At 43.7% G+C, this 21,433-nt stretch carries 21 protein-coding genes; 10 read left to right on the top strand and 11 right to left on the bottom strand.

Annotated elements, in window-relative coordinates:
• Positions 1-3: 3 nt before the first annotated feature.
• Positions 4-1,158 (bottom strand): alpha/beta hydrolase, encoded by a 1,155-nt coding sequence (locus tag HQM11_02080; protein ID MBF0349785.1) that lies wholly within the window; start codon positions 1,156-1,158, stop codon positions 4-6.
• Positions 1,159-1,574: 416 nt separating this feature from the next.
• Here HQM11_02080 and HQM11_02075 point away from each other — a divergent pair, with 416 nt between their 5' ends.
• Positions 1,575-2,531 carry a hypothetical protein gene (locus HQM11_02075; protein ID MBF0349784.1) on the top strand — a complete coding sequence of 319 codons (957 nt, stop codon included), beginning with the start codon at positions 1,575-1,577 and terminating at the stop codon, positions 2,529-2,531.
• Here the strand turns inward: HQM11_02075 and HQM11_02070 are convergent.
• A complete protein-coding gene (locus tag HQM11_02070; GenBank protein MBF0349783.1) occupies positions 2,520-4,178 on the bottom strand; it encodes a CotH kinase family protein in 1,659 nt (552 codons plus the stop codon). The two genes, HQM11_02075 and HQM11_02070, sit on opposite strands and share 12 nt — an antisense overlap.
• A complete protein-coding gene (locus HQM11_02065) occupies positions 4,178-4,708 on the bottom strand; it encodes a DUF4956 domain-containing protein (GenBank protein MBF0349782.1) in 531 nt (176 codons plus the stop codon). Before HQM11_02065 ends, HQM11_02070 begins: the two co-directional genes overlap by 1 nt.
• A 134-nt stretch (positions 4,709-4,842) precedes the next feature.
• Here HQM11_02065 and HQM11_02060 point away from each other — a divergent pair, with 134 nt between their 5' ends.
• Positions 4,843-6,321: a hypothetical protein gene (locus HQM11_02060; GenBank protein MBF0349781.1), complete on the top strand. Its 1,479-nt coding sequence runs from the start codon at positions 4,843-4,845 to the stop codon at positions 6,319-6,321.
• 33 nt (positions 6,322-6,354) lie between these two features.
• On the opposite strand, the gene pelF is transcribed toward HQM11_02060, so the two are convergent.
• The 7 genes from pelF to HQM11_02025 all read right to left on the bottom strand — a co-directional run bounded on the left by pelF (position 6,355) and on the right by HQM11_02025 (position 12,871).
• Complete coding sequence (gene pelF, locus HQM11_02055) at positions 6,355-7,860, bottom strand: GT4 family glycosyltransferase PelF (protein ID MBF0349780.1); 1,506 nt, start codon at positions 7,858-7,860, stop codon at positions 6,355-6,357.
• Positions 7,823-8,932, bottom strand: a complete 1,110-nt coding sequence (locus tag HQM11_02050) for a hypothetical protein (protein ID MBF0349779.1) — start codon at positions 8,930-8,932, stop codon at positions 7,823-7,825. Before HQM11_02050 ends, pelF begins: the two co-directional genes overlap by 38 nt.
• A gap of 85 nt (positions 8,933-9,017) precedes the next feature.
• On the bottom strand, positions 9,018-9,428 hold the full coding sequence (locus tag HQM11_02045; GenBank protein MBF0349778.1) for a putative toxin-antitoxin system toxin component, PIN family: 411 nt from the start codon (positions 9,426-9,428) through the stop codon (positions 9,018-9,020).
• A gap of 5 nt (positions 9,429-9,433) precedes the next feature.
• Positions 9,434-9,658, bottom strand: a complete 225-nt coding sequence (locus HQM11_02040) for a hypothetical protein (protein MBF0349777.1) — start codon at positions 9,656-9,658, stop codon at positions 9,434-9,436.
• 17 nt (positions 9,659-9,675) lie between these two features.
• Complete coding sequence (locus HQM11_02035) at positions 9,676-10,725, bottom strand: hypothetical protein (GenBank protein ID MBF0349776.1); 1,050 nt, start codon at positions 10,723-10,725, stop codon at positions 9,676-9,678.
• A 235-nt stretch (positions 10,726-10,960) separates the two neighbouring features.
• On the bottom strand, positions 10,961-12,160 hold the full coding sequence (locus HQM11_02030; protein ID MBF0349775.1) for a phosphoribosylaminoimidazolecarboxamide formyltransferase: 1,200 nt from the start codon (positions 12,158-12,160) through the stop codon (positions 10,961-10,963).
• 105 nt (positions 12,161-12,265) lie between these two features.
• The gene (locus tag HQM11_02025) at positions 12,266-12,871 is read right to left on the bottom strand and encodes a tetratricopeptide repeat protein (protein ID MBF0349774.1); all 606 of its coding nucleotides are present in this window, start codon (positions 12,869-12,871) and stop codon (positions 12,266-12,268) included.
• A 133-nt stretch (positions 12,872-13,004) separates the two neighbouring features.
• Here HQM11_02025 and HQM11_02020 point away from each other — a divergent pair, with 133 nt between their 5' ends.
• From HQM11_02020 to HQM11_02005, 4 genes are all read left to right on the top strand, one after another.
• A complete protein-coding gene (locus HQM11_02020) occupies positions 13,005-13,409 on the top strand; it encodes a hypothetical protein (protein ID MBF0349773.1) in 405 nt (134 codons plus the stop codon).
• Positions 13,406-14,113 (top strand): dethiobiotin synthase, encoded by a 708-nt coding sequence (bioD, locus tag HQM11_02015; GenBank protein ID MBF0349772.1) that lies wholly within the window; start codon positions 13,406-13,408, stop codon positions 14,111-14,113. Before HQM11_02020 ends, bioD begins: the two co-directional genes overlap by 4 nt.
• A 13-nt stretch (positions 14,114-14,126) precedes the next feature.
• Positions 14,127-14,720 carry a uridine kinase gene (locus tag HQM11_02010; protein ID MBF0349771.1) on the top strand — a complete coding sequence of 198 codons (594 nt, stop codon included), beginning with the start codon at positions 14,127-14,129 and terminating at the stop codon, positions 14,718-14,720.
• Between the two features lie 90 nt (positions 14,721-14,810).
• Positions 14,811-15,191: a response regulator gene (locus tag HQM11_02005; GenBank protein ID MBF0349770.1), complete on the top strand. Its 381-nt coding sequence runs from the start codon at positions 14,811-14,813 to the stop codon at positions 15,189-15,191.
• A gap of 35 nt (positions 15,192-15,226) precedes the next feature.
• On the opposite strand, the gene murJ is transcribed toward HQM11_02005, so the two are convergent.
• Positions 15,227-16,819 (bottom strand): murein biosynthesis integral membrane protein MurJ, encoded by a 1,593-nt coding sequence (gene murJ, locus HQM11_02000; protein MBF0349769.1) that lies wholly within the window; start codon positions 16,817-16,819, stop codon positions 15,227-15,229.
• Positions 16,820-16,844: 25 nt separating this feature from the next.
• On the opposite strand from murJ, the gene HQM11_01995 reads away from it, so the two are divergent.
• The 4 genes from HQM11_01995 to HQM11_01980 all read left to right on the top strand — a co-directional run bounded on the left by HQM11_01995 (position 16,845) and on the right by HQM11_01980 (position 21,347).
• Positions 16,845-20,102, top strand: a complete 3,258-nt coding sequence (locus HQM11_01995; protein ID MBF0349768.1) for a PDZ domain-containing protein — start codon at positions 16,845-16,847, stop codon at positions 20,100-20,102.
• Positions 20,103-20,206: 104 nt separating this feature from the next.
• Positions 20,207-20,464: a hypothetical protein gene (locus tag HQM11_01990; GenBank protein ID MBF0349767.1), complete on the top strand. Its 258-nt coding sequence runs from the start codon at positions 20,207-20,209 to the stop codon at positions 20,462-20,464.
• The gene (locus tag HQM11_01985; protein ID MBF0349766.1) at positions 20,454-20,756 is read left to right on the top strand and encodes a hypothetical protein; all 303 of its coding nucleotides are present in this window, start codon (positions 20,454-20,456) and stop codon (positions 20,754-20,756) included. The genes HQM11_01990 and HQM11_01985 overlap by 11 nt, the downstream gene beginning before the upstream one ends.
• Before the next feature lie 243 nt (positions 20,757-20,999).
• The gene (locus tag HQM11_01980) at positions 21,000-21,347 is read left to right on the top strand and encodes a hypothetical protein (GenBank protein MBF0349765.1); all 348 of its coding nucleotides are present in this window, start codon (positions 21,000-21,002) and stop codon (positions 21,345-21,347) included.
• The last annotated feature ends 86 nt before the right edge of the window (positions 21,348-21,433 follow it).

Below are 21,433 nucleotides of genomic sequence, written 5' to 3'. Positions count from 1 at the left end.
GTTTTATGCGTCCTTACAATTTTTTCTGAGTTCATATCCCCACACTTCAGAAGCGGTCTTTTCTTTTTTTATCAATTTCATTGTTTCTTTGGAATATTCAGGAATCTGAGCATGAAATATGGATAAATACATCTTCCCCAGACAGGACAAACCGCCATCTGCTGATTGTCCGGGTTCCAGAAAACCTTCATGAATCGGTTTCATATTGCTCACATCCAGATAAAACGCGTTTAACGCCAGACCATGCTTTTTAAAAATATTACCTAATCGATTGATATCTTCTGATTCATAATCATCATTTGATCTCAATACATCCTCTGCCCGGTTCAAGACTTTATCTTTTTCATTGAACACAACAAAAATCCGGGATTTTTCCATGTTCTTGATCAGCAACCGGGACACCCATTTGCGGTGTTGATAACGCTTAACATCCGCGGCATTGAGCACAATACTGTCAAAATAGACCATGTCCGAATCAAACAACTCTTTTTCTACCAGGGATTGAACCAGGATATTACCTTGTCCCTGCGCAAGCAGGGTAATGGAAGCACAACCTGTTTCAGGATACTGTTGAAAAAAAGCCTTAAGAAACCGTCCGAACACCATTGAGGAATCAATTGCGTTTTTTCTTGATTCCCAATAACGCGCATAGGTGGAATCCGTTTCATTTTCAAACCACTGCTGATATGTTGGCCAATCCAATGCGATCACCCGTGACTGATATAACAACCCGATCTTTCTGCTTTGGTCAATCAACTTTGTGATGTCGGCCCCGTAACCATGAATATACATGATACAGTTCTGGACATTTCTTTTTGCTGCCATATATTGAGCTAAACGTTGATAGGCATTGTCATCGCGCTCTGACCAAATAGAATTTTGACTGGTTTGTGAATTTACAGCCAGCATTGTTAATTCAGGTGAAACCTTTGTACTGAACGAAAAGGTTGAGTCTGAGTTTTTTTCAGCGTTACGAGTGGTGACGACCCAGACATCGGCATCAACATGCTCCTCAGAGGAAAAAGATTCGACAGCATTTTGTCCTGTCTGTCTCAATAATGGTTCTTTTGGTGCTTTCTGTTCTTTTTTGAAAAGGTTACATCCTGAAACAATGAGTGCCAATAAAGACAGACCTAAAACAAATATTAATTTGCGCATAACTTCCTCTGTTTGATAATCGTTATTCAAATATTTTCCTGTGTTTCATACAAAAATTAACTACGGATAACGGTATGTTCACCATAATTACAAGGTGTTTCATCATTATTTTATTAGTTTTTAATTCACACCCGATATATGCCCAATTAGATGAAATGGAGCAAGTGATCAATGAGTGGTTCAATACAGAAGACAAGGATTCAGAGATAGAACCCGAGAAGGATCCCATAAAAGAAGATCTCCCCCCACAAATACAAGAAATAAATAAACCATCTGTTTTATCTGTAAACAATCTCCCCAAAAGTAAGTCCCCCAAATATGGAAAAACCAACATAGACATTGAATTTCGAACAGATCTTGTCAGTAGATTCACCTCTGAAAAAACAGCATTAGGTCACATTCAGGAAAAATCCAATATGAAATTCGATTCTGCCAGAACCAGAATCAACTTTCGCGGAAAACTGGACGAACATACGAATTATCGACTGAGGCTACGAATGGATGAGGATTTAAGTGATCAAGACAGGATTGATGATACTGGTCAGGCCGTACAGCACTGGTTCCTTCAAAGAAAATGGAATGACTGGAATCTTCAGGTTGGCAAACTTCGAATTCTTGCGGGTTCGCTTGAAAATCTGGAATACAGCGGTATTGATCTGTACCAGAAATCCCAAATTAAAGAGTACTTGAGTTTTTATGAAATGGGAATTCAAGCCAATACTGAATGGGAAAAACAGGAATTTTCTTTTCAGATCACCAACAGCCCCTTTCAGCACAACAGACAGGCCGAACTAAGCATGAATGGTTTATGGAGAGGTCAGTTTTTTAAAAAAAAGTTGACCACATTAGTCACTACTGGCGTTTTTACAGGATCCCGGCGCATAAAAGAAAAAGAAAAAAGCGGGATTGTTTTCATGCTGGATCGCCAGGGCTACAATGACTATCACACCAGTGCCGGTATCTCCGGAACAGTGACCACTTTTGGAAAACAGAAATTACAGGGAGAATTTGAAATTGACCGCTGGGCTAGGGATTCCTACTATGATGATGAGATTCTGGATGTCACAGGTCTCAGCACTGTCAAAATAAGAAAGCAATATCCTCGTCAACAAATATTGACGATGATTCCGGGAATGCGGATCATTACGTCTAAAATTGATTTATTCTTTCGCTATTCGGTGGATGAATATTATGAACAGGACATTAAAGTAAAACAGAACAATAGTGGAACCTCATGGGGCGTTGAGTGGTTTCCTGAAAAGAAAAGCGGACTGTTCCGGATTCACTTTGTCAACACGTTTGAGGAAAACAAAACATTTCTAACCCGAAAAACCACGAATCAATTCAATCTGGGTCTGACCTTAAGGAACTGAAGGCACAACCAGTTTCAAAATTCCATCATATCTAACCCTGTTTACGACATATGAATCATAGGGAATCTGCCAGTTTTCCTGAGGATTTTTGGTATCCCGAATAATAATTCTCCAGTAATACGTTCCCGGATTCAATGCGACAGAATAAGACAAGACATTCTCAGGCAGAGACAGTGCCGCAAACACGATGTCCGGAGCACTGAACAATGGATTGGTACTGATCTGAAAATCATAGGTTATCGCATCCCCCTGAAGATCATAGGACGCCTCCCATTGAAAAAACCATTCTCCATTGAGTAACTCAGGTTTGCCTAGAAAAATCGGCATGGGCCGTTCTTCCGCATTTTTATACAGTTGATAATGGATTTCAATTTGTTCTGCCAATTTGGAAAATTCCTGATCATATTCCCCGATCTGATCATTATCGTTTTTTGTGGGCAGTAAAAATAAATCCGGTTTTACTGTGACAACTGGTCGAACCATTATTTTATATTGCTCCAACAGGTTTTGAATCTTTGATGGATTCAAATATTTTGTTTTAATTTCATCTATTTTTTTATTCAACAGACCCATATTTTCCGGAACCATTAAAAACCGCTGATGCAATATGCTGTTCCACCAATTTGAAATTCCGAGATTCCATCGTTTTACATTTTTTCCATTCTCGTTAGGTTGAAAATTAAAGCCCCAGGCCCCATCATAATCCCACGGGAAAAAATACCAGTATTGAGAATTTTTAGGACTGTACAGATAAAAATTCTGTGCGAATGTATCAAAATTCCCTGTCAGAATATTAATGGCTAACCATGTCAAATAATTTGATTTATTAAAGTATCGATCTATTACGGTATTTATGGGGATGGAATAATTATTGATATCTTTCAACATGTGAATCAGCTTTGAGTGATCATCATTTCCATCAATTCCCAAAACCGTTTCAAAATCTTCAATATTATACGCTGGATCTTCCTTTAACTTTAAAAACTTTGACAAGTTGAATGTAAAATTCTCAGCCTTATATAACTGTCCCTTTGTAAAGCCCCGTTGCTGTAGATAATATTTATCAAAATTATCTATCGTCGTGTAAAGACCGTAATCTGTTTCATCAATGTATAAATGCACAAACAGAACTTGAGCACCGACAAAATCTGGAATCGTTTTAAATAAATCATAACTCAATTTATTTCGAACACGGGTCAAATCATAGGGATGCTTCATCAAGTGAATCGACCGGTTATTCCGCCAGAGTTCTGTCGAACTGAATAATTTAACACGATATGATTTTTGTAGAGCTTCACGTGTCGAATGTCCACGTTGGCGCAAGGCCGCATTGGCAACAGTCAGATTTTGTCCAAATTTTCCTTCCTTGAAGAGGACCTTTACTTCAGGCTCGAAAGTATCAAATGGATCATTGTCATTGTTGACATCGTCTAACGTAAAACCGCCGGGTTCCGGTAACGTCGTAATGTGTACAGCCAAAACACTTTGTGGCTCATTCTGATAAATACTTCTATTTTCCACTAGCTCAGGAGCATACGATTTTTCTTCAAATGGAGACTGCCTGACGTCACCGCACCCGGCAATAAGTAATGTCATGCCGATTACAGAGCGTAACAGTTTTAATATTTTACCGCTGATACTTTTCATCACATCTCTTCAACTGGTTCTTTCATCAAACCTTCCTGTTTCACCAAATCCTTTTGCTTATTGAATTCATTGATAGCTTTAACGCTGAAAGTCATCATAATCACCAGCAACAACCCGATGGTCACGGCCATGAAGAATGCCAGTGAATATAATTGTAGCCCACAGGCCATGCCAATGGTCAGCATCACAATAATCTGAGAGCCTTCAATGGGAGAAATCAACTCTGTTCTGAATCTGATGATACTCAGAGCTCCAACCAACCCCAACGCATTTGCCAGACTCTTGTTGATCAGAATCATGATAAACGCACCAGAAACACATAAAATGATGTGTGTCTGCTGGATGTTGATCATTGCCTCATATTCTCTTTTTTTAAGTGTTTTTATTTGATTTCTTTTTTGTTCAACAAGCCTGATCAGAATCGACAGCATTATCCCCAGAACCAAAGCAATACTAACACTTTGAAACATCCCGGCTGAGATTTGAGGAACTTCAAAATAAAATAGTTCCTTGAATACAAAATCAGACATAGCTCCTTTTCACGAAAAAATTTATATAGATACCACATTTCTGAAAAACAAGAGTATCAACAAAGTACTCTGGTACCTTCCTTGCTTCACTTTTTTCCATCTATATCAACTTAGATTTTTCCCGTAATGACGATATGCTCAAGCCGCAAGAACAAGAAGAATCTCAAAACAGTGGGTTTTTTAGCCATTTTTCAAAAAAAATTCATGCTATATTTGATCCCTATATTGAAAAAATCAAATTAGTCTTTCATCAGATTCTGGATCCCATTCTCAAATATATTCCCGATAGAATTCTCAATACACGTCCTGTGGCCATTGTGGAAGCACTGGGCTATATCAGTTTCGTCAACTTTATTGCCTTCATGTCCGGCAACGAACAACGTTTTATCGATGTCTCCCCTCATCCTTACTGGCTCATCATTTTGTTGCATGCTTATAAATATGGGACCAATGAAGCTGTGATCACTACCCTGATTTCCATTTTTTTTCTGTATGCGGGAAATGTTCCCGAACAACGGCTCGCGGAAGATATTTATGATTATCTGCTCAAAATAGCTTACCGTCCGCTCTTGTGGTTTGGTGCTTCTGTGGGATTTGGCGAAATGAGATTACGTCAGGTGGAAGAAAGAAATCTGTTGCAAAAAAATCTCAAGGAAGCCTTGGCCCGCGACCAGACGATCACGCTGGCATATCAGTTGATGAAAGAAAATAAGGAAAAACTCGAAACAAGACTGGCCTCCGAATTACAAAGTTCTATTACCATGTTCGAAATCTTCAAAAATGTGGAAGGCTTAAACCCGGTTCGCTTTCTTTTGTCTTTAGGAGAGATCCTCAGCGTGGTTCTGGAACCGCTCAAACATTCAGTCTATATTTTTCAAGGAACTGATTTTGAGTTGATTTCCGCAACTGGATGGGAACCTGAAGAAAAATATGCCAGAAAAATTCCAGTGACATCCCCAATTTTTCAGGAACTGGTTTCACGTCAACGAATTCTGTGTAAGATCAACCAGGAAGATGCCCGTATTTTAAATAAAGAAGGCCTTATCGCGGGTCCGCTCATTGATCCTGTCACCAACGAGGTTTTTGGAATGGTGAAAATTGAGGAACTGGATTTCATGGATTTGAACTTGAACACGATTGAAAACTTCAAGGGTTTTTGCCAGTGGGTCGGCTATGCTTTTGCCCAGGCAAAACAGTTACAGGTTGCCAAAGCCAATCAAATGTACACTCCTGACACGGGATTGTTTACTTATTATCAGTTGAAAATTTTTGAACAAACATTTCGTTCCCTCACCGAACAGCAAGGAACAGAAGGAATACAAATATTTCTTTTTCTGGATAATCCAAAAGATTTTTCTTCTGATGAAAAAAAACTGGTTGCTCAACAATTAGGCGGATTGGTTAAAAATACGCTTCCAGAACAAGTTCTTATGTTTGGCGGTCGCAAACATACCATGTTCTCTTTGGTTGTTCCTTCAACCAATCCTCAGCAACTGCAACAAATATACGGTCAACTGGTTTACGCGCTGGCGACATGTGATACCGTTCCGTTGAATAACGCAACCGTAGGTTTTGAGCAACGACAGCTTTATTCTCTCCATCAGGCCGCATAGTCTATCACATCCATTTTGTTGCACTTCAGAACTTTATGGAAGATAAGACGCATACAATTCCCGATAGGATTGATGCTGTTGAATTTTATTATAATATCGTTCAACCCGCTCACGCATGGTTCTGGCACACTGATCATAAAAATCCGGATCCGTCAGCAATTTTTCCATGGCCGTCGCCACCTCGATGGGTGATGACAAGCTGCACACAATGCCGCCATCCCCCAAAGGCGGATCTTCATCATTGCGCCCATAAATCAATTCCTGGCATGATCCCACATTGGTTGCGACAGACGGCACACCTGCGGAGCCGGCTTCAAGAATCACCAACGGTTGAGATTCACTCAGACTGGTCAGGGCAATCACATCAATTTTTCCGAGATATTCATCCACCCGCACTTTTCCGGTAAAGGTAATGACTTCCTGAACACCTGCGTTTTGAATCATTTCCGCACACTCTGAAAAATAATCAGGGTCCTCATCAGTCGGTCCGATAATCCATACCCGCAAATCGGGAACTCTGCTTTTCAAAATAATTCCAGCCCTGATGAATGTTTTTACATCTTTAATGGGAACCACCCTTCCAATCAACGCAACCGTGGGAGGATGCGATTTATCACGTTTGACGGACGAAAATTTTTCATAATCCACTCCATTGGGAATGACTCTCAATTTTTCAGGGTTGGCGCCGTCTTCAATTTGCAGAAGATGGTTCCCTTCAAACAAGGTGATGATGAGCGCACACGACTCATAGCATAACCGGGAATAACCCATGAAACTGTCGAGCCACAGATCCTTGAGTGTCTTATCCAGACGCACGTCATCCACATTCAGGCTCAATGCTCTCTGGTCGTCCAACCAGGATGCCGAACTGATCTCGATCCGGCGTTCATTGGTATAAATACCATGCTCGGTCAATAAACAGGGTTTGCCTGTATCCAGATGAGCCCGAGCCAAAAACAATCCTCCATACCCGGTACACAGAGAGTGATAACAATCCGCATCCGGCATCGGGTATATCAGAATGGAATATAACGCGGACGCCAATTGACGCCAGGACCAGAAAAAATCAATAAATTTGGTTCCAGCGAGTAATTTCAGATACATATTGCATAGAGCCTCCCAGGCCTCTTCGGAATTCAACAGAATCCTGGTTCCCAGCTCTTCCCGATAATCTTTTAATATCGCCAGCATTTCTTCCAGATCTTTCATCTCTGGAGCCACAATCAGATTTTCAATCAATGGAGCCAGCCTGGTATAGAGATCCTGTTTCAGTTTTTTCTTAAAGCGCCATGATTTTCCCTTGGGCATATCCTGAATAAACAAGGTATGAATCCCCACAACATTTTTAGGAATTTCATACTGTCTCTTGAGCTTGGAATTTGGAGGAACCAGGGTTACCAGTGAAAATGTGAGATGACTTTGTTCTCTGATGAGTTCATGAACCCAGGATGATACACCTCCTGCCACATAAGGATAGGTGCCTTCCAGAATCAGACAGACATTAGCCCTGGCTGATTTGGTGTGAGGGTGTGAGGGCATTGTCTGAGTGTTCGGATCCTCGAGGTTCTGAGACAACGAGTCGACTTTCCGGAATACCTTCCGTCCAGAAACGAAGGATTTCAATAATTTCCATAAGCGCGGGATCATTTGGGTCAACTTTATCAAGGTATTTGTGGGCGATCTCTTTAAGCTCCTCCATGCGGCCCTGCGCATAGAGGCTTTCCATGTATCGCACACCAATATTGGGCGAGTTATAATTATCAGCTTTTACACAAGACTCCAGCAATGGATACGCCTTTTGATAGTCTCTGTTATACAAATAAAGGCGCCCTAACGCAAATTGAACCTGAGTTTTTTCAGGATGGTTTTCCAGATATTTTTCATAATATACAATAGCTTTATTCCGGAATTCCCTTTCCGAATCACTGTCCATAATGCCACTGTAAACATATTTATCAATACTGCGTGCCAGTTTCAGCAAAAGCACATCACTCCCGGGATCTGCCTCATATTGTTTGAGCAGATGCATGTATTCATGCACATACTGATTCTGAATTTTGGCAATCACTGTCGCGGCCATGACCCTAATGGCGTTCACTGGATCATTGATGGCCCGTTTCAGCACCGGAGCAAATTCATGCCGATAATATCGGGAAATCTTGGCCAGAACATCCCGTTTCTGATTCATGGTTCCCAAGATCATGACATCCATAAAACTCAGCATCTTATGCTTTACTTCCAGATCTTCCCATCCCGAAATGAGCCTGCGTTGCAGATCTTCAGCAGCATCATGCTCTTCCTCAGGAAATATGGATGCCCACCAATCCTCAAAAGAATGCTTGTATCGGTAAGTCATGAGCTGAACAATAATCACAGTCATGCCGATGAAAATACCAAAAGAACTCAAAAAAAAGGTCAATATCAGAAATATAACAGGATATTTGAGATCTCTTTTCTGATTATGGCGAAACCATGTCCAGAAGCCGGCAATAAATATGGAAATCAAATGCAGGGCAAGAAACAGCCTCATTGTCAACTGACCCTCATAAATCGTGACAATGATATGATATGTCAGGGCGGTAATCGATGCCAGTAGCAGGAAATCAACCACACCATAGGCCTTTTCATTAACAGCTTTGGTTTTGGGGCTTTTTCGAAAAAAAATAAGGCTCCTTTGTCAAAAAAACTTATACGAATCAGGCGTTAAAATTCGATGAGACCTCCATGAAATCCATCATTGTCATGATTTGGACCCCATGAAATGGATTCAATACCAGCAAATCTTTGTCTCCGGTAATCAAGAAATGAGCTTGACCGCTGACGGCGAGATCAAGAAATTTATTGTCCTTGGGATCTCGACAATCTGTAAAGGTTTGGGTGATTCTGATTGTGACGGCATCATTGAGATAGGCAGATAAATCAACTTCTAAATCAGCTTTGTTTCTGAAAGTTAAAAACTTTTCCCGGAAGAGCACTGTCTGAATCTCTTCTTTCACAGGAATTGAAGTTAAAAAATAGATACCTTCCCGGGCAACGATTTTTTGAAAATTGTTTCGGATGGAACCTCCAAAAACAAAAGCACTAATGAGAATATTATTATCAATCACAACTCTCATGATTCATGCTTTTTCTGGTAGATTTCTTCCCTGACGGAATCCACCAATGCCAGTTGTTGTTCTTCCGTTAAATCCGTGTGTGTTTCCGGAAGGGTCTGAAGTACCTTAATCAAGGTTTGTCTCGTTGTTTTTTGTTTTTCCAAAACCTTCAGAATAGTACGTTCTTGCTCTATTAAAGACATGGAATAAAAAGTATCGGGGACAGTAACAATTAGTTCCATATTGTTGTTCCTTATAGTCAATTATAACTCAGACCCAACAGCCATGATGCGGCTTCGATACGGGTTCCAAAGACATTTTCCATGATATAGTTGTTTTGATACGTAAAGGTGACCCAGAATTTTTTATTGTCATAGAACCCCGAATTATCACCAGATGTCCCTGACGTTTGAGTTGTGTTTCCACCAATCGCGTAATTCACCCCAAACCGGTACCCCGTTCCATGATCTTCATTAAAACAGATTCCCATGGTGTACCAGTATGACATTTCCATGATTAAAAAATTGGTCCCGGAACCCAGTTTTTTTTCAAAACTTTCCTCATTCTTTGGATTCACACCAAAGTATTCACCAAATTTAAAATAATAATAACCTCCAAAGGGACTTTCTGTTTCTGGCCCTGTCTCTTTTTTTGCCACCCCGGAAGACAGTGCGAAATCCTTCCTTAAAACACCAGCAATCTGATAATATTCCAGTGCAATTTCCATTGGATCACTGGCCGTAGCATATTCCATGGTGGAATAAACTCTGTCAAACACAAAACCAGCTTTCCAGCCTGAGTAAAACTCCAGCAAAGACAACAGGTAGGTTTTTGCGACCTCCTGCGAGCCTGAGGCAAAATTAAGATCCAGCAGTGTATCCCATCTCCCAAGCCTCCAACGAAAATACAAATACGGCGCCCCCTTGGATTCATCCTTGAAATCCTCAAGGGTCACACCAGAAGGAAGGTCTCCCATCGGCACATTCTTTCCTTCACGCACATTATACCCCGTGTAGATATTCAATCTGACAGGACGCATATAAAAATTCAAACCCAGTGCCTGGTTCAATCCGGGAACATCGCCCAAACCAGGGACATGGTATTTGTATGACAACACAGCTACGCTCGGTGCCAAAATCCAGTTTGTGCCAAACACAGGATATTCCGCGAGCACCCCTGAAGAAAACACATCACTGCTGGAAAAAAGATTGAGCGCTAAATGTCCCGGAGTCGTTGTGGTTTCAGTCACAGATGCCCGATAAAAGCGGTCAAATAATTCATCATTGATACTGATGGTTTCTTGTGCCAACGCCGTTCCCACAACGAGACAGCACAAAATCAAAATTAATATCAATCGCCTAAACATAATACCTGTGGCTCAAATTTTTATAAAAAATTCGTTACTGTCGCAAAAATGTGTTTTTGTGTCATCCCGAATGTATGTGAGGTATCTTAAAATTTTTTTAAGATACTGATTTTACAAAGTTCAAAATCTCTCCTGTTGGTCGAGATGACACATTTTTGAATTTAGAGACAGCGACGAATTAATGATGAAACAAACGGATTTTGGAGAACGCCATGGTCATGCCATATTCATTGGCGGCCTGTATCACATCGTCATCTCTCACGCTGCCACCAGCCTGAACAATATAACTTACACCACGTCTGGAGGCTTGGTCGATATTGTCTCTGAACGGGAAAAACGCATCGGAAGCCAGACTGACACCGTTCATGGAGCTGATCCATGCAAGCCGTTCCTCAGAGGTCAGGAAATTTGGCAAACTCACAAAATTTTCCTGCCAGGTTGCCTGCTCACGATCTGTCATTTCATTTTCAATAAACAGCACCCGGGCATTGACCCGATCCACTTTCTTGACATCCGCTTTGAACGGTAACTCCAAAACTTTGGGATGCTGGCGCAAGAACCACATTTCGGCTTTTTTACCGGCCAGTTTTGTGCAGTCAATCCGGCTTTGCTGTCCAGCGCCAATGCCAATCATCTGTCCATCCAGCGCATAGCCGACAGAATTGGATTGGGTGTATTTGATGGTTACCGCGGCCAGAATCAAATCTCGACGCGCAGTCTCCGAAATGGAGGTTGCCTTTGTGACCACATTTTCAAGCAGATTTTTAGAATTCAGCTCTATGTGGTTGGTACGCTGGGAAAACACTACACCAAACACCTCTCGATATTCCTGTTCTGGAGCAGTGGCCTCAAGATTGGCCTGGAGCACAACATACCCGCCATTCTTTTTTGATTTTAAAATTTCCAACGCTTTGGGCTCATATCCGGGTGCAATCACACCATCTGAAACCTGGCTTTTAATCACCTGAGCGGTGGCTTCATCCACAACCCTGCTCAAGGCGATAAAATCGCCGAAAGAAGACATGGGATCAGCCCCTCTGGCCCGAATATAGGCTGTTGCCAACGGTGACAATTCCTGCCCTGCGCATTCATATACCTGCTGAAGAACAGGAGACAGCGGCACAGCTACAGCCGCGCCGGCCGGACTGACATGCTTGAACGATGTCGCGGCTGGCGCATCAAGAAGCTTGTCCAGTTCTCTAACCAATTGCCATGCGTTCAACGCATCCAACAAATTGATATACCCTGGTTTGCCATTTAATATTTGAAAGGGAAGATTGCTATCGGCTAAACTGAAGATCGCGGACGGCGATTGATGCGGATTACAGCCGTATTTCAAATCAAACTGATGGACATAGTTGCGGGTTATTGTGGTCATATATAAATCGGGACAAGAAGTGAAAATTGCGGGTTTGAAAAAGACGAGGGTGTTTTTACAGGGATACCGCAACACTTGCCAGATTTTTAACGGATCACAATTTCCTTAAACTTTTTTCTTGGGAGGTGTCGTTTTGTTATCCAGATTTCGTGGTTTTTTAGGGGATTTTTTCTCTGAAGGCTTTGATTCTCCAGTTGTTCCAGAAGATGCCGCTGAAACCTGACTGCCGGAATCCTGATTTGGGTTCTGAGCATCCTGAGTCTGGGATTCTTTCTGTCTTGCCGCGGCTTCCTGAGCCATTCGCACACTCAACATCGCCTGATATTGATTGTAATGTTCGTTCGCCTTGTCACTGTTGTATAATTTATTATATGCAAGAGCCATGTTGTAATGAGTGTCTGGAAGCTCCGGAATCATGAGCAACACATTTTCAAACGCGTCCAGAGATTCCTTATAATTTCCGATTTCATAATAAACCAATCCGAGGTTATAATAAAATTCAGGAGTGGTGGAATCAAGATTGATGGCCCGAACATAATGCCATATTGCGGCGTTATAATCACGTACATCAAACGCGGCGTTGCCTTCCTTGAAATACTGGAGCGCAGATTGACGGATCAGAGCCTTATCAGCACAACCTTGTATCACCATGAGGGAAAATACAACAAACAGACCGCGATACAATCCTTGTTGGAGGAACTTGACAGTCATGAGACCTCTAAAATAATTTTCTACCAGAATTTGCGTATCATTTGCATGAACAGAACCGTAGGCTTAACTGATTGAAGAAATGCATTTTCCATACATATTCAGGTTGATAAAAATGATGAGAATTATTATCTGTTTGATAAGTTTAATTTTTTTTAATGGTTTTCTGCCTGTAAAACCGGTTCATGCCCAGTCCAACGAAATCAATATCACGGAAAATGCCGCAACAAAAGAAGAGAAAAAACGGCAAAAATTAATCCGGGATATGAAAGAATTAGTCCGAGTGGCACAAGATGCAGGATTTACCGCAGAGGAACTGAAGGATATCACCATTGAAGTTGACGGTGAAACAGTGAATGTCGTGGAATATCTCAAGCAGGAAGAAATGAAAAAACAGCAACAGGCCTCCGACAAGACGGACATGCCTTCCCGATCCTACATCACCGTTCAGGATGTGACAAAAGAATTGATTGAAAAAGAATACAAGGAAATCACCGACCTAAGAAACAATCTGATTCTCAGTGGAGAAAAACAGGAATGACACAACTAATCTACATTGGTGGTTCTCATCGGACTGTCGGAAAAACATTTATCGCACGAGGGATCATTACCGCATTACGGGACAAAACCATTGTTGGCGCCTGGAAACCAGTCGATACAGGGCACATCATTTATAACGCCAACGATGTTTCCACAGACGCGGAACTACTCTATCACGCCTCCCGGATGACTGAACATCAGAATTTGGTCAATCCCTATATGCTGAATGAAAATTACCCCCCTGTTCTTGCCGCGCAACGGGATGGTGTGGAAATCAAGATGGATGTTCTGGAAAACTACCGGAAAATGCTTCAGGAGCGTTACCCGATCCTGATCACTGAAGGATTGAGTGGCTTGTGTCTCCCCATCACCAAAACACATACCGAACTTGATGTGATACGACAGTGGGCAACTTCCATATTGTGGATCACCGATATTGGCGAATCATCGCTGGCAGAAACACTTGCGCAACTCAAAATCATGAAACATGAAGAACTGCCTGTCAAAGGAATTATTCTGAACAACTGGAACAATTGCGACCATGCGGATTTGCTTCATTATCAATGGCTCACCCTGGAACAACAGACATCCCTACGGGTTTGGGGCATGATTCCACGCATGACAGAACCAGCTCAGGATGAGAACATTGCCAACTGGATTCAATCCTACCTGGAAAAAGGTATTCTGAACACTTTGATCAAATAGAGGATATACAGCCATGAAAATTATTGCGGTAGCAGGAGGTTCCGGATGTGGAAAAAGTTTGTTCGCGCACTATCTGCAGGAACGTCTACCCAAATCGAATATCATTGCTCTTGATAATTTTTACCAGGAACGTCCTGATCACATTCCTATGGAAAAATATAACTTTGATATCCCTTCCGCTTTTGATTTCAAACTTTTTCATCAAGCGCTGGAGGACCTGTCTGAAGGCGTGCCCGCACATATTCCCATGTATGAATATGGAACAGGGAAACGTAAGCGAACTACCACCAAACTGATCCCCGGAGAGTTTCTGATCATTGAGGGGTTGTATGTGCTGATGTCTCCCAGTCTGCGTGGATCTCTCACCTATTCATTTTATCTGGAGAGTCCGCCGGATGTTGCTCTTGGACGTCGAATCCTGAGAGATCATCAGGAAAGAACCGCTGATGTTGAATATACCTTGAATCAATACTTTACTTTTGTTCGTCCCGCATATTACACCCATATTCTTCCCACCAAACAATATGCCAATATGGTCATAGAAAATGATATTAAAAGCCGGTTGGATTTGTTTCTGGACGATTTTTTCAGTAAGTATACTTTCTGAAGTATTCAGTCGCACTGACATAACAAGTCATCGCCTCACAAACATGAGACCATCACAGAATATTTATTAATTTTTATTAATTGTAAGGATATGCCTACCAGCAAAGACATGAAAATTCTCATTGTAGATGATTTCACAAAAATGAGAGCCATCATGAGATCTACCCTGAGAAAACTGGGATATGACAATGTGATAGAAGCCGATAATGGCGAAGCCGCCCTGATCAAACTCCAACATGAACGAGTTGATTTTGTGATCGCAGACTGGAATATGCCGAAAATGTCTGGACTGGAATTACTCAAGGAAGTTCGAAAAGATGAACGATTCAAAGACCTCCCCTTTCTCATGGTCACTGCGGAAGCACTCCCTGAAAATGTCATTGCGGCGATTCGTGCAGGAGTGAACAATTATGTGGTAAAACCTTATACCCAGCAAACCCTTGACGAAAAAATTAATTCCATTTTTAAATAACCGGATGTTGAACAGTTGGTCCTGTTTTTACAGCGCTACACTGAACTTTTCCGCAGTTTTTTCTTGAACCACTTCAGCCATTCCTGTGTGGTGGTATCGCGCAATGCAATCAGCAAGGCAGGATATAACACAACCGCACCAACCAGAATGCCACTGAATCGTGCCCAGTTTTCCAGTGAAAAAGGTCCGCGATCCCAATCACCGAAGGAACTCGCATACCATGCCAAGGCCCCTATTCCACAGGATGCCAGCGTGTACTTGAAAATGGCGGTCATCGGCAACCAGCCCTCTCGAAGTTCCGGTTCTCTCCGCAAGGTTGCCCACAAGGACAGGCTTTGAAACCAGGTTCCGACTGATAGTCCCAGGGCCAGTCCAACCACTTCATGGGTTTTGCTCCACCACCAGCCAAGCAAGGCGGTGATGATCATGGTGAACAATGAGATGATCACTGGCGTTCGGGTATCTTTCAGCGCATAGCACAGTGAAATCTGCACACGAATGACCGCGATCGCCGGAATTCCCACCGCAAACGCCTGCAGAGTCGTTGCAGTCTGAGTGACATCAGACACAGAATAGGCACCATGTAAATAGAGCATGGCAACAATCGGCTGAGCCGCGGCGGTTAAACCCGCAGTGGCCGGTAAAATAATAAACAGGATGGATTTGATGGTCCATTTGACGGTTGAGCGGATCTTGACCCAATCCGTCTGAGCCGTATGTTCACTGAGTTCTGGAAACGTCGCGGTCGCGAACGCCACCGCAAACACGCCCAGCACCAATTCGGTCAGACGGTTTGCATTGTAATAATAGGTCACTTGTCCTGAAGGCAGGAAACTGGCAATGTTGCGTAAAATGATGATGTTGATCTGATACACCGCAATGCCGAAAATAGACGGTCCCAACAACCGGAGCAGCCTCGACACCTCAGGATCGTTCCAGAACACAATCGGACGAATAGATTGTTTGATACTCCTCAGCGATGGAATCTGTAGTATCACCTGTGCGATCCCCCCCACCAGAACACCCCAGGCGACAGCAATGATGGGCACCTCCAGCAAAGGGGCGACTCCCAGCGCAAAACCGATGATGGCAACATTGAGCAGAATCGGCGCGGCGGCTGGCGCGGCAAAGATTTTTTCAGCATTCAGCACCCCCATGGCCCAGGCAACCAGAGAAATCATGATGAGGTATGGAAACATCAGCCGGGTCATCCACACCGTCAGATCAAACTGTTCCGGTGTATCCGCAAAGCCAGCGGCAAACAGATAGACCAGTTGCGGACTGAAGACAATACACGCCAGACTGATGCCCAACGTGCTCCAGAACACCAGTCCCATAACTTTTTGGGCAAAGATTTTTGCCTTGTCCCTCCCCTGGGTTTCCCGTATTTCGGTGTAAAGTGGTATGAAGGCCAGGGTCATGGACCCTTCCGCGGTCAAGCGGCGAAAAACATTGGGAATCGTAAACGCCTGCACAAATGCGTCGGTTGCCAAACCCGCCCCAAATACATGAGCGATCACCAGATCGCGAACAGCTCCCAAAATTCTGGAAATCAAGGTAAACAGTGTGATGACACCAGCCCGGCGGAGGATTTGCCTTCTGGTGGTTTGCGTGTCAGTGGAATTCAAGGTGAATTTATCGAAAGGAGTGCTATTGAAAAAAGATGTGCTGCAACAGGGATATTTTCGTAGTCCAACCGTTTCTCAAGATCAAGTGGTTTTCCTGGGAGAAGACGACTTGTGGACAGTGGAACTTCGGGGTGGGAAAGCCCACAGACTCACCAGCGGACGCGGTGAAATCATTTCGCCTGTGTTTTCTCCTGATGGACGCTGGATCGCCTGTTGTGCCTCCGAAGAAGGTGGAACCGATGTCTATGTCCTTTCCGCTGAAGGCAGTCCCCTGTTCAGGCTGACGTATCTTGGTAAAACCCGTTATGTGGTGGGCTGGACCCCCGACAGTCAATCGGTCATTTTTCAAAGCGCCCATCAGGCGGTACATCGTGCCGATGATGCCCAGTTGTATCAGGTTTCTCTGGAAGGCGGCCCTGTGGAACCACTGCCCTTTGGCCCGGCAACGTTCATGCATCAGTCTGGCAATGGCAAGGGCTGTGTGCTGGGACGCAACGCCATCAGCAATTTTCGCTGGAAACGTTATCGTGGCGGAACCGTGGGTGAAGTGTGGCTTGACCGTAACGGTAAAAATAAATTTGAAAAACTGGCGCTTCCAGGCAATCCGGTCCGGCCGTTCTGGATCGGTGACCATATCTATTTTGTTTCAGACCATGAACAAATGGGGAATCTTTACCGATGCGGTCTTGACGGAACTGAAATCACCGCAATGACCCATCAGGAAAATTATTATGTCAGAGGAGTCCAGACCGACCGACAGCATCTGGTCTATCAGGCAGGAGGCGACTTGTGGGCCATGAATCTGGAACACGATGAACACTGGCAGATCCCCATTCAGTGGCATTCACCCAAAACACGCCTGCAACGAAAATTTGTGTATGGCGTGGATTATCTGGAAGAAGTGCACCTGCATCCTCAAGGACACAAAATTGCGGTCACCTCCAGAGGCAAACTGTTTTCCATGCCGCTCTGGGAAGACGCGGCCGTTCAGTATGGACACCGCGACGGTGTGCGACACCGCCTGATCGCCTGGATGCCTGATGGAAAACTGGTCACAGTCTCTGATCAGCAGGGAGATCAGGAATGCCTGGCTGTTTTTTCAGAAATCCCGGCAGTGGAACCGGAAATGCTGATTCCCTTGCCGCCGGGAAGGGTTCAAACCATTGTGTGCGCACCTTCAGCCAATCTGCTTGCGTTCACCACCAGCCGCATGGATCTGTATCTGTTGAATCTGGAAAATCAGAAATGTAAAAAAGTGGATGAGTCCCCCATCAAGGAAATCACGGATGTGGTGTTTTCTCCAGACAGCAACTGGATTGCCTATTGCAAACCGCTGAGTCTGGAATTGACAGCGATTTTTCTACTCAATCTGGAAACCGGCAAAAGCCATCAGATCACGCATCCTGTCCGGTATGACTTTGCTCCGTCCTTTGATCCGGAAGGACGCTGGCTCTATTTCCTTTCCGCCAGAAGTTACAATCCCATCTGGGACACAGTACAATATGCGGCGGTATTCACCCGCTCCATCAAACCCTATCTGATCACCTTGAGAGATGACATCACCAGTCCCTTCAATCCACAACCCTACGCCCCCGGCAAGGAACGTGGACAGGAGGAAGATGCGGCACAAAATGAAAAATCACCAAAATCAACAAAGAAAAAACGAGGAAAAGCAGAACCTGAGGAAAAATCGATCACCAAAATCAAGATCGATCTGGAAGGCATTGAACACAGAATCATTGAATTTCCCATGGCAGAAAGCATTTATGGGCAGGTGGTCGGTTTGCCCGGAAAAATTCTCTTTACCGAATTTCCAATGACCGGTGATCTCGAAGACCCCGCCTTTGAAACAGACCTGGAAGATGGGATTCTGTGGGGGTACGACCTGGAAAAGCAGGAAGCGGAAATCCTGGCCAGAGACGTTGGGGATATTGAATTGAGACCTGCCGCAAACACCCTGCTGTATTTATCGTCCCATGAAGTAAGGGTGGTCGAAGCCGGTGTGGTTGTTTCCGAAGATGGCCCTGAATATCCTTGCAGAAAAACCGGATGGATCGATCTGGACCGTATCCGGATTTCCATCAATTATCCCGCGGAATGGCGGCAGATGTTTCAGGAATCATGGCGGCTTCAGAAAGAATTCTTCTGGACCGAAACCCTCGGCGGCGTGGATTGGAATCAGGTTTATCAACGATATTTTCCGTTGCTGGAACGGGTGGGCAGTCGGTCAGAACTTTCGGATATCATCTGGGAAATGCAGGGAGAACTGGGAACTTCCCATGCCTATGAATATGGCGGTGATTACCATGTACCTCCGATTTATCCTATCGGATCTTTGGGGGCAGATCTGGAATATAGCAAAAAACATAAGGCGTATGTCATTCGACAGATCTACCGGGGCGATGTGTGGCGAAAAAATGAACATTCTCCGCTCTGTGAACCCGGCTTGAGAATCAAGGAAGGCGATTTGCTACTGGCAATCGGAGGCACGCCGATCAACAGTCAAACTTCGCCTGAAGAATTACTGGTCAATCAGGCTGGACAAAATGTAATGCTCACCATTAAAAGTCCGGATAAAAAGGCGGAAGTCCGGCATGTTTTTGTTCAAACCCTGCGACGGGATCAGCGGGCACGTTATCGGGAATGGGTCACAAACAACTATCGCAAAGTCATGGAAGCGACGGAGGGACGAGTCGGCTATATCCATCTGCCCGACATGCAGAGTGAAGGCATCGCTGAATTTCATCGGGCGTATCTTGCGCAAACAGACCGGGAAGGACTCATCATTGATGTGCGCTACAATTCAGGCGGATTTGTTTCTCCATTGATTCTGGAAAAACTGACGCACCGGCATCTGGGCTATGATGTGCCACGTTGGGGTGCCTCTGAAACCTATCCCTATCACACCATGAAAGGGCATCTGATCGCACTGGCCAATGAATTTTCCGGTTCTGACGGCGATATGTTCTGTTACAGTTTCAAAACGTTGCAATTAGGTCCGCTGATTGGCAAACGCACCTGGGGCGGCGTTGTCGGCATTGATAACCAGTATCATCTGGTGGATGGTTCCCTGACCACCCAACCCCAGTTTTCCATGTGGTTTCACAACTCAGGTTGGGGCATTGAAAATGTGGGAGTTGAACCCGACATTGAGGTGGAATGCTTCCCTCAGGATTACGCCAAAGGCAAAGATCCGCAACTGGAACGCTCCATTGCGGAAATGCTGAGGATGCTCAAGGAAAAACCGGTCCACAACAACCGCCTCCAGAAAAAACCTGTATGATTTTTTTGTTTATTTTGTTCATAGCATCGCCAACTTGACAAAAAATAGTCAAAATTTTAGTCTTTATTAAAACTGTTACAATCTTGTTTCTTGATGAGGTGATCATGTTTAAAACTGTTTCAGAAGCAAAAGCAAATTTGAATGCAATTGTGGCAACTGATGAGCTGATTTTTCTGACAAAAAATGGAAAAACCATTTCAAGTTTGGTTCCTTATGAATTATTTCAGGAAATGTATCGAGCATGGAAGGATTTACAGTACCGAAAGGCGATTGTCAGAGCTAAAGTCATTCATGCGGGAAATACGGATGGACTTGTTTCTGATGAAGAACTCGACGCACTGTTAAATCAGTATGAGTCATAACATCAGAAGGCTGGTTTATGATCAGCAGGCCATCGCAACCTTGATTCATTTAAAACAACAGGGGAAAACCTCACACCTTGAGCGTATCCGGGCACGATGCCTGGCATTACAAGTGGATGCGGAATCTCAGGCGGATGTCCAAACCATTCATCAGGATCCACCTGTATACACGGTCAGGATATCCGGAATGGAATTAACAGGACTTGAACCCAATGAAGGTTATTTTGTCTTGTTCACTTTAACGGATATCCTGGTAACGATCCTTGCCCTTGAGCAAGAAAATCCCTTTTAAAACATTCAACGCAAAAGTCTCCGATTTGTTGAATCAGATGAATGACATGCATCGTCCGGTGATCCTTATCCCAAACGGAGAACCAAGGGCCGTCTACAAGACCCTGAAAGTTTTGAGAATAGGCGAAACGCAAGCGGTTATTAAGAATATTTTGCTTGAACGATTCGTAAAATCAGTTCATTGAACATCCCGAAAAATGTCATTCGTTACTTTTTTGAAAACCTGAATGTTTGTGAGGTTAAAATGCAATATATCATACCGATTCTGGTCTTTGTAGCAATAGTCAGTAGTCTTCTAATTTTATTTGGAGTGGGAATTGGTTATTTGTTATACGCTCTTATCCCGGGGATGGAAATTGGAACGGGTATTGTCGCAGGTGCCATATTTGCGGTAGGCCTTCCCCTCTTACTGTTTACTAGCGGCATGGCAACCGAGCATTCGCCCAGTTCCAAGTACGTTATTCGAGAAGAGGAGGAGGACGAGGACGAGGACGATGATGAAGAGGATACCATCATTCATCATGTTCCACCTCGAAATATTTCCGCTTCCAGAAAACGCCGGAGACGCCCCCCACGCAATAGAAATTTCTGATGGTATCCGTCCTCATTTTTCTTCCCCTGAATCCCGCCTTGCGATAACCTGCTGTCTGTGCCACTCAATTGAAACACAGACAATTT

Source organism: SAR324 cluster bacterium (assembly GCA_015232315.1).
Classification (GTDB): Bacteria; SAR324; SAR324; order SAR324; family NAC60-12; genus JADFZZ01.
Note: the sequence above shows the minus strand (reverse complement) of the source record. Positions and strands in the feature narration are given on the sequence as shown.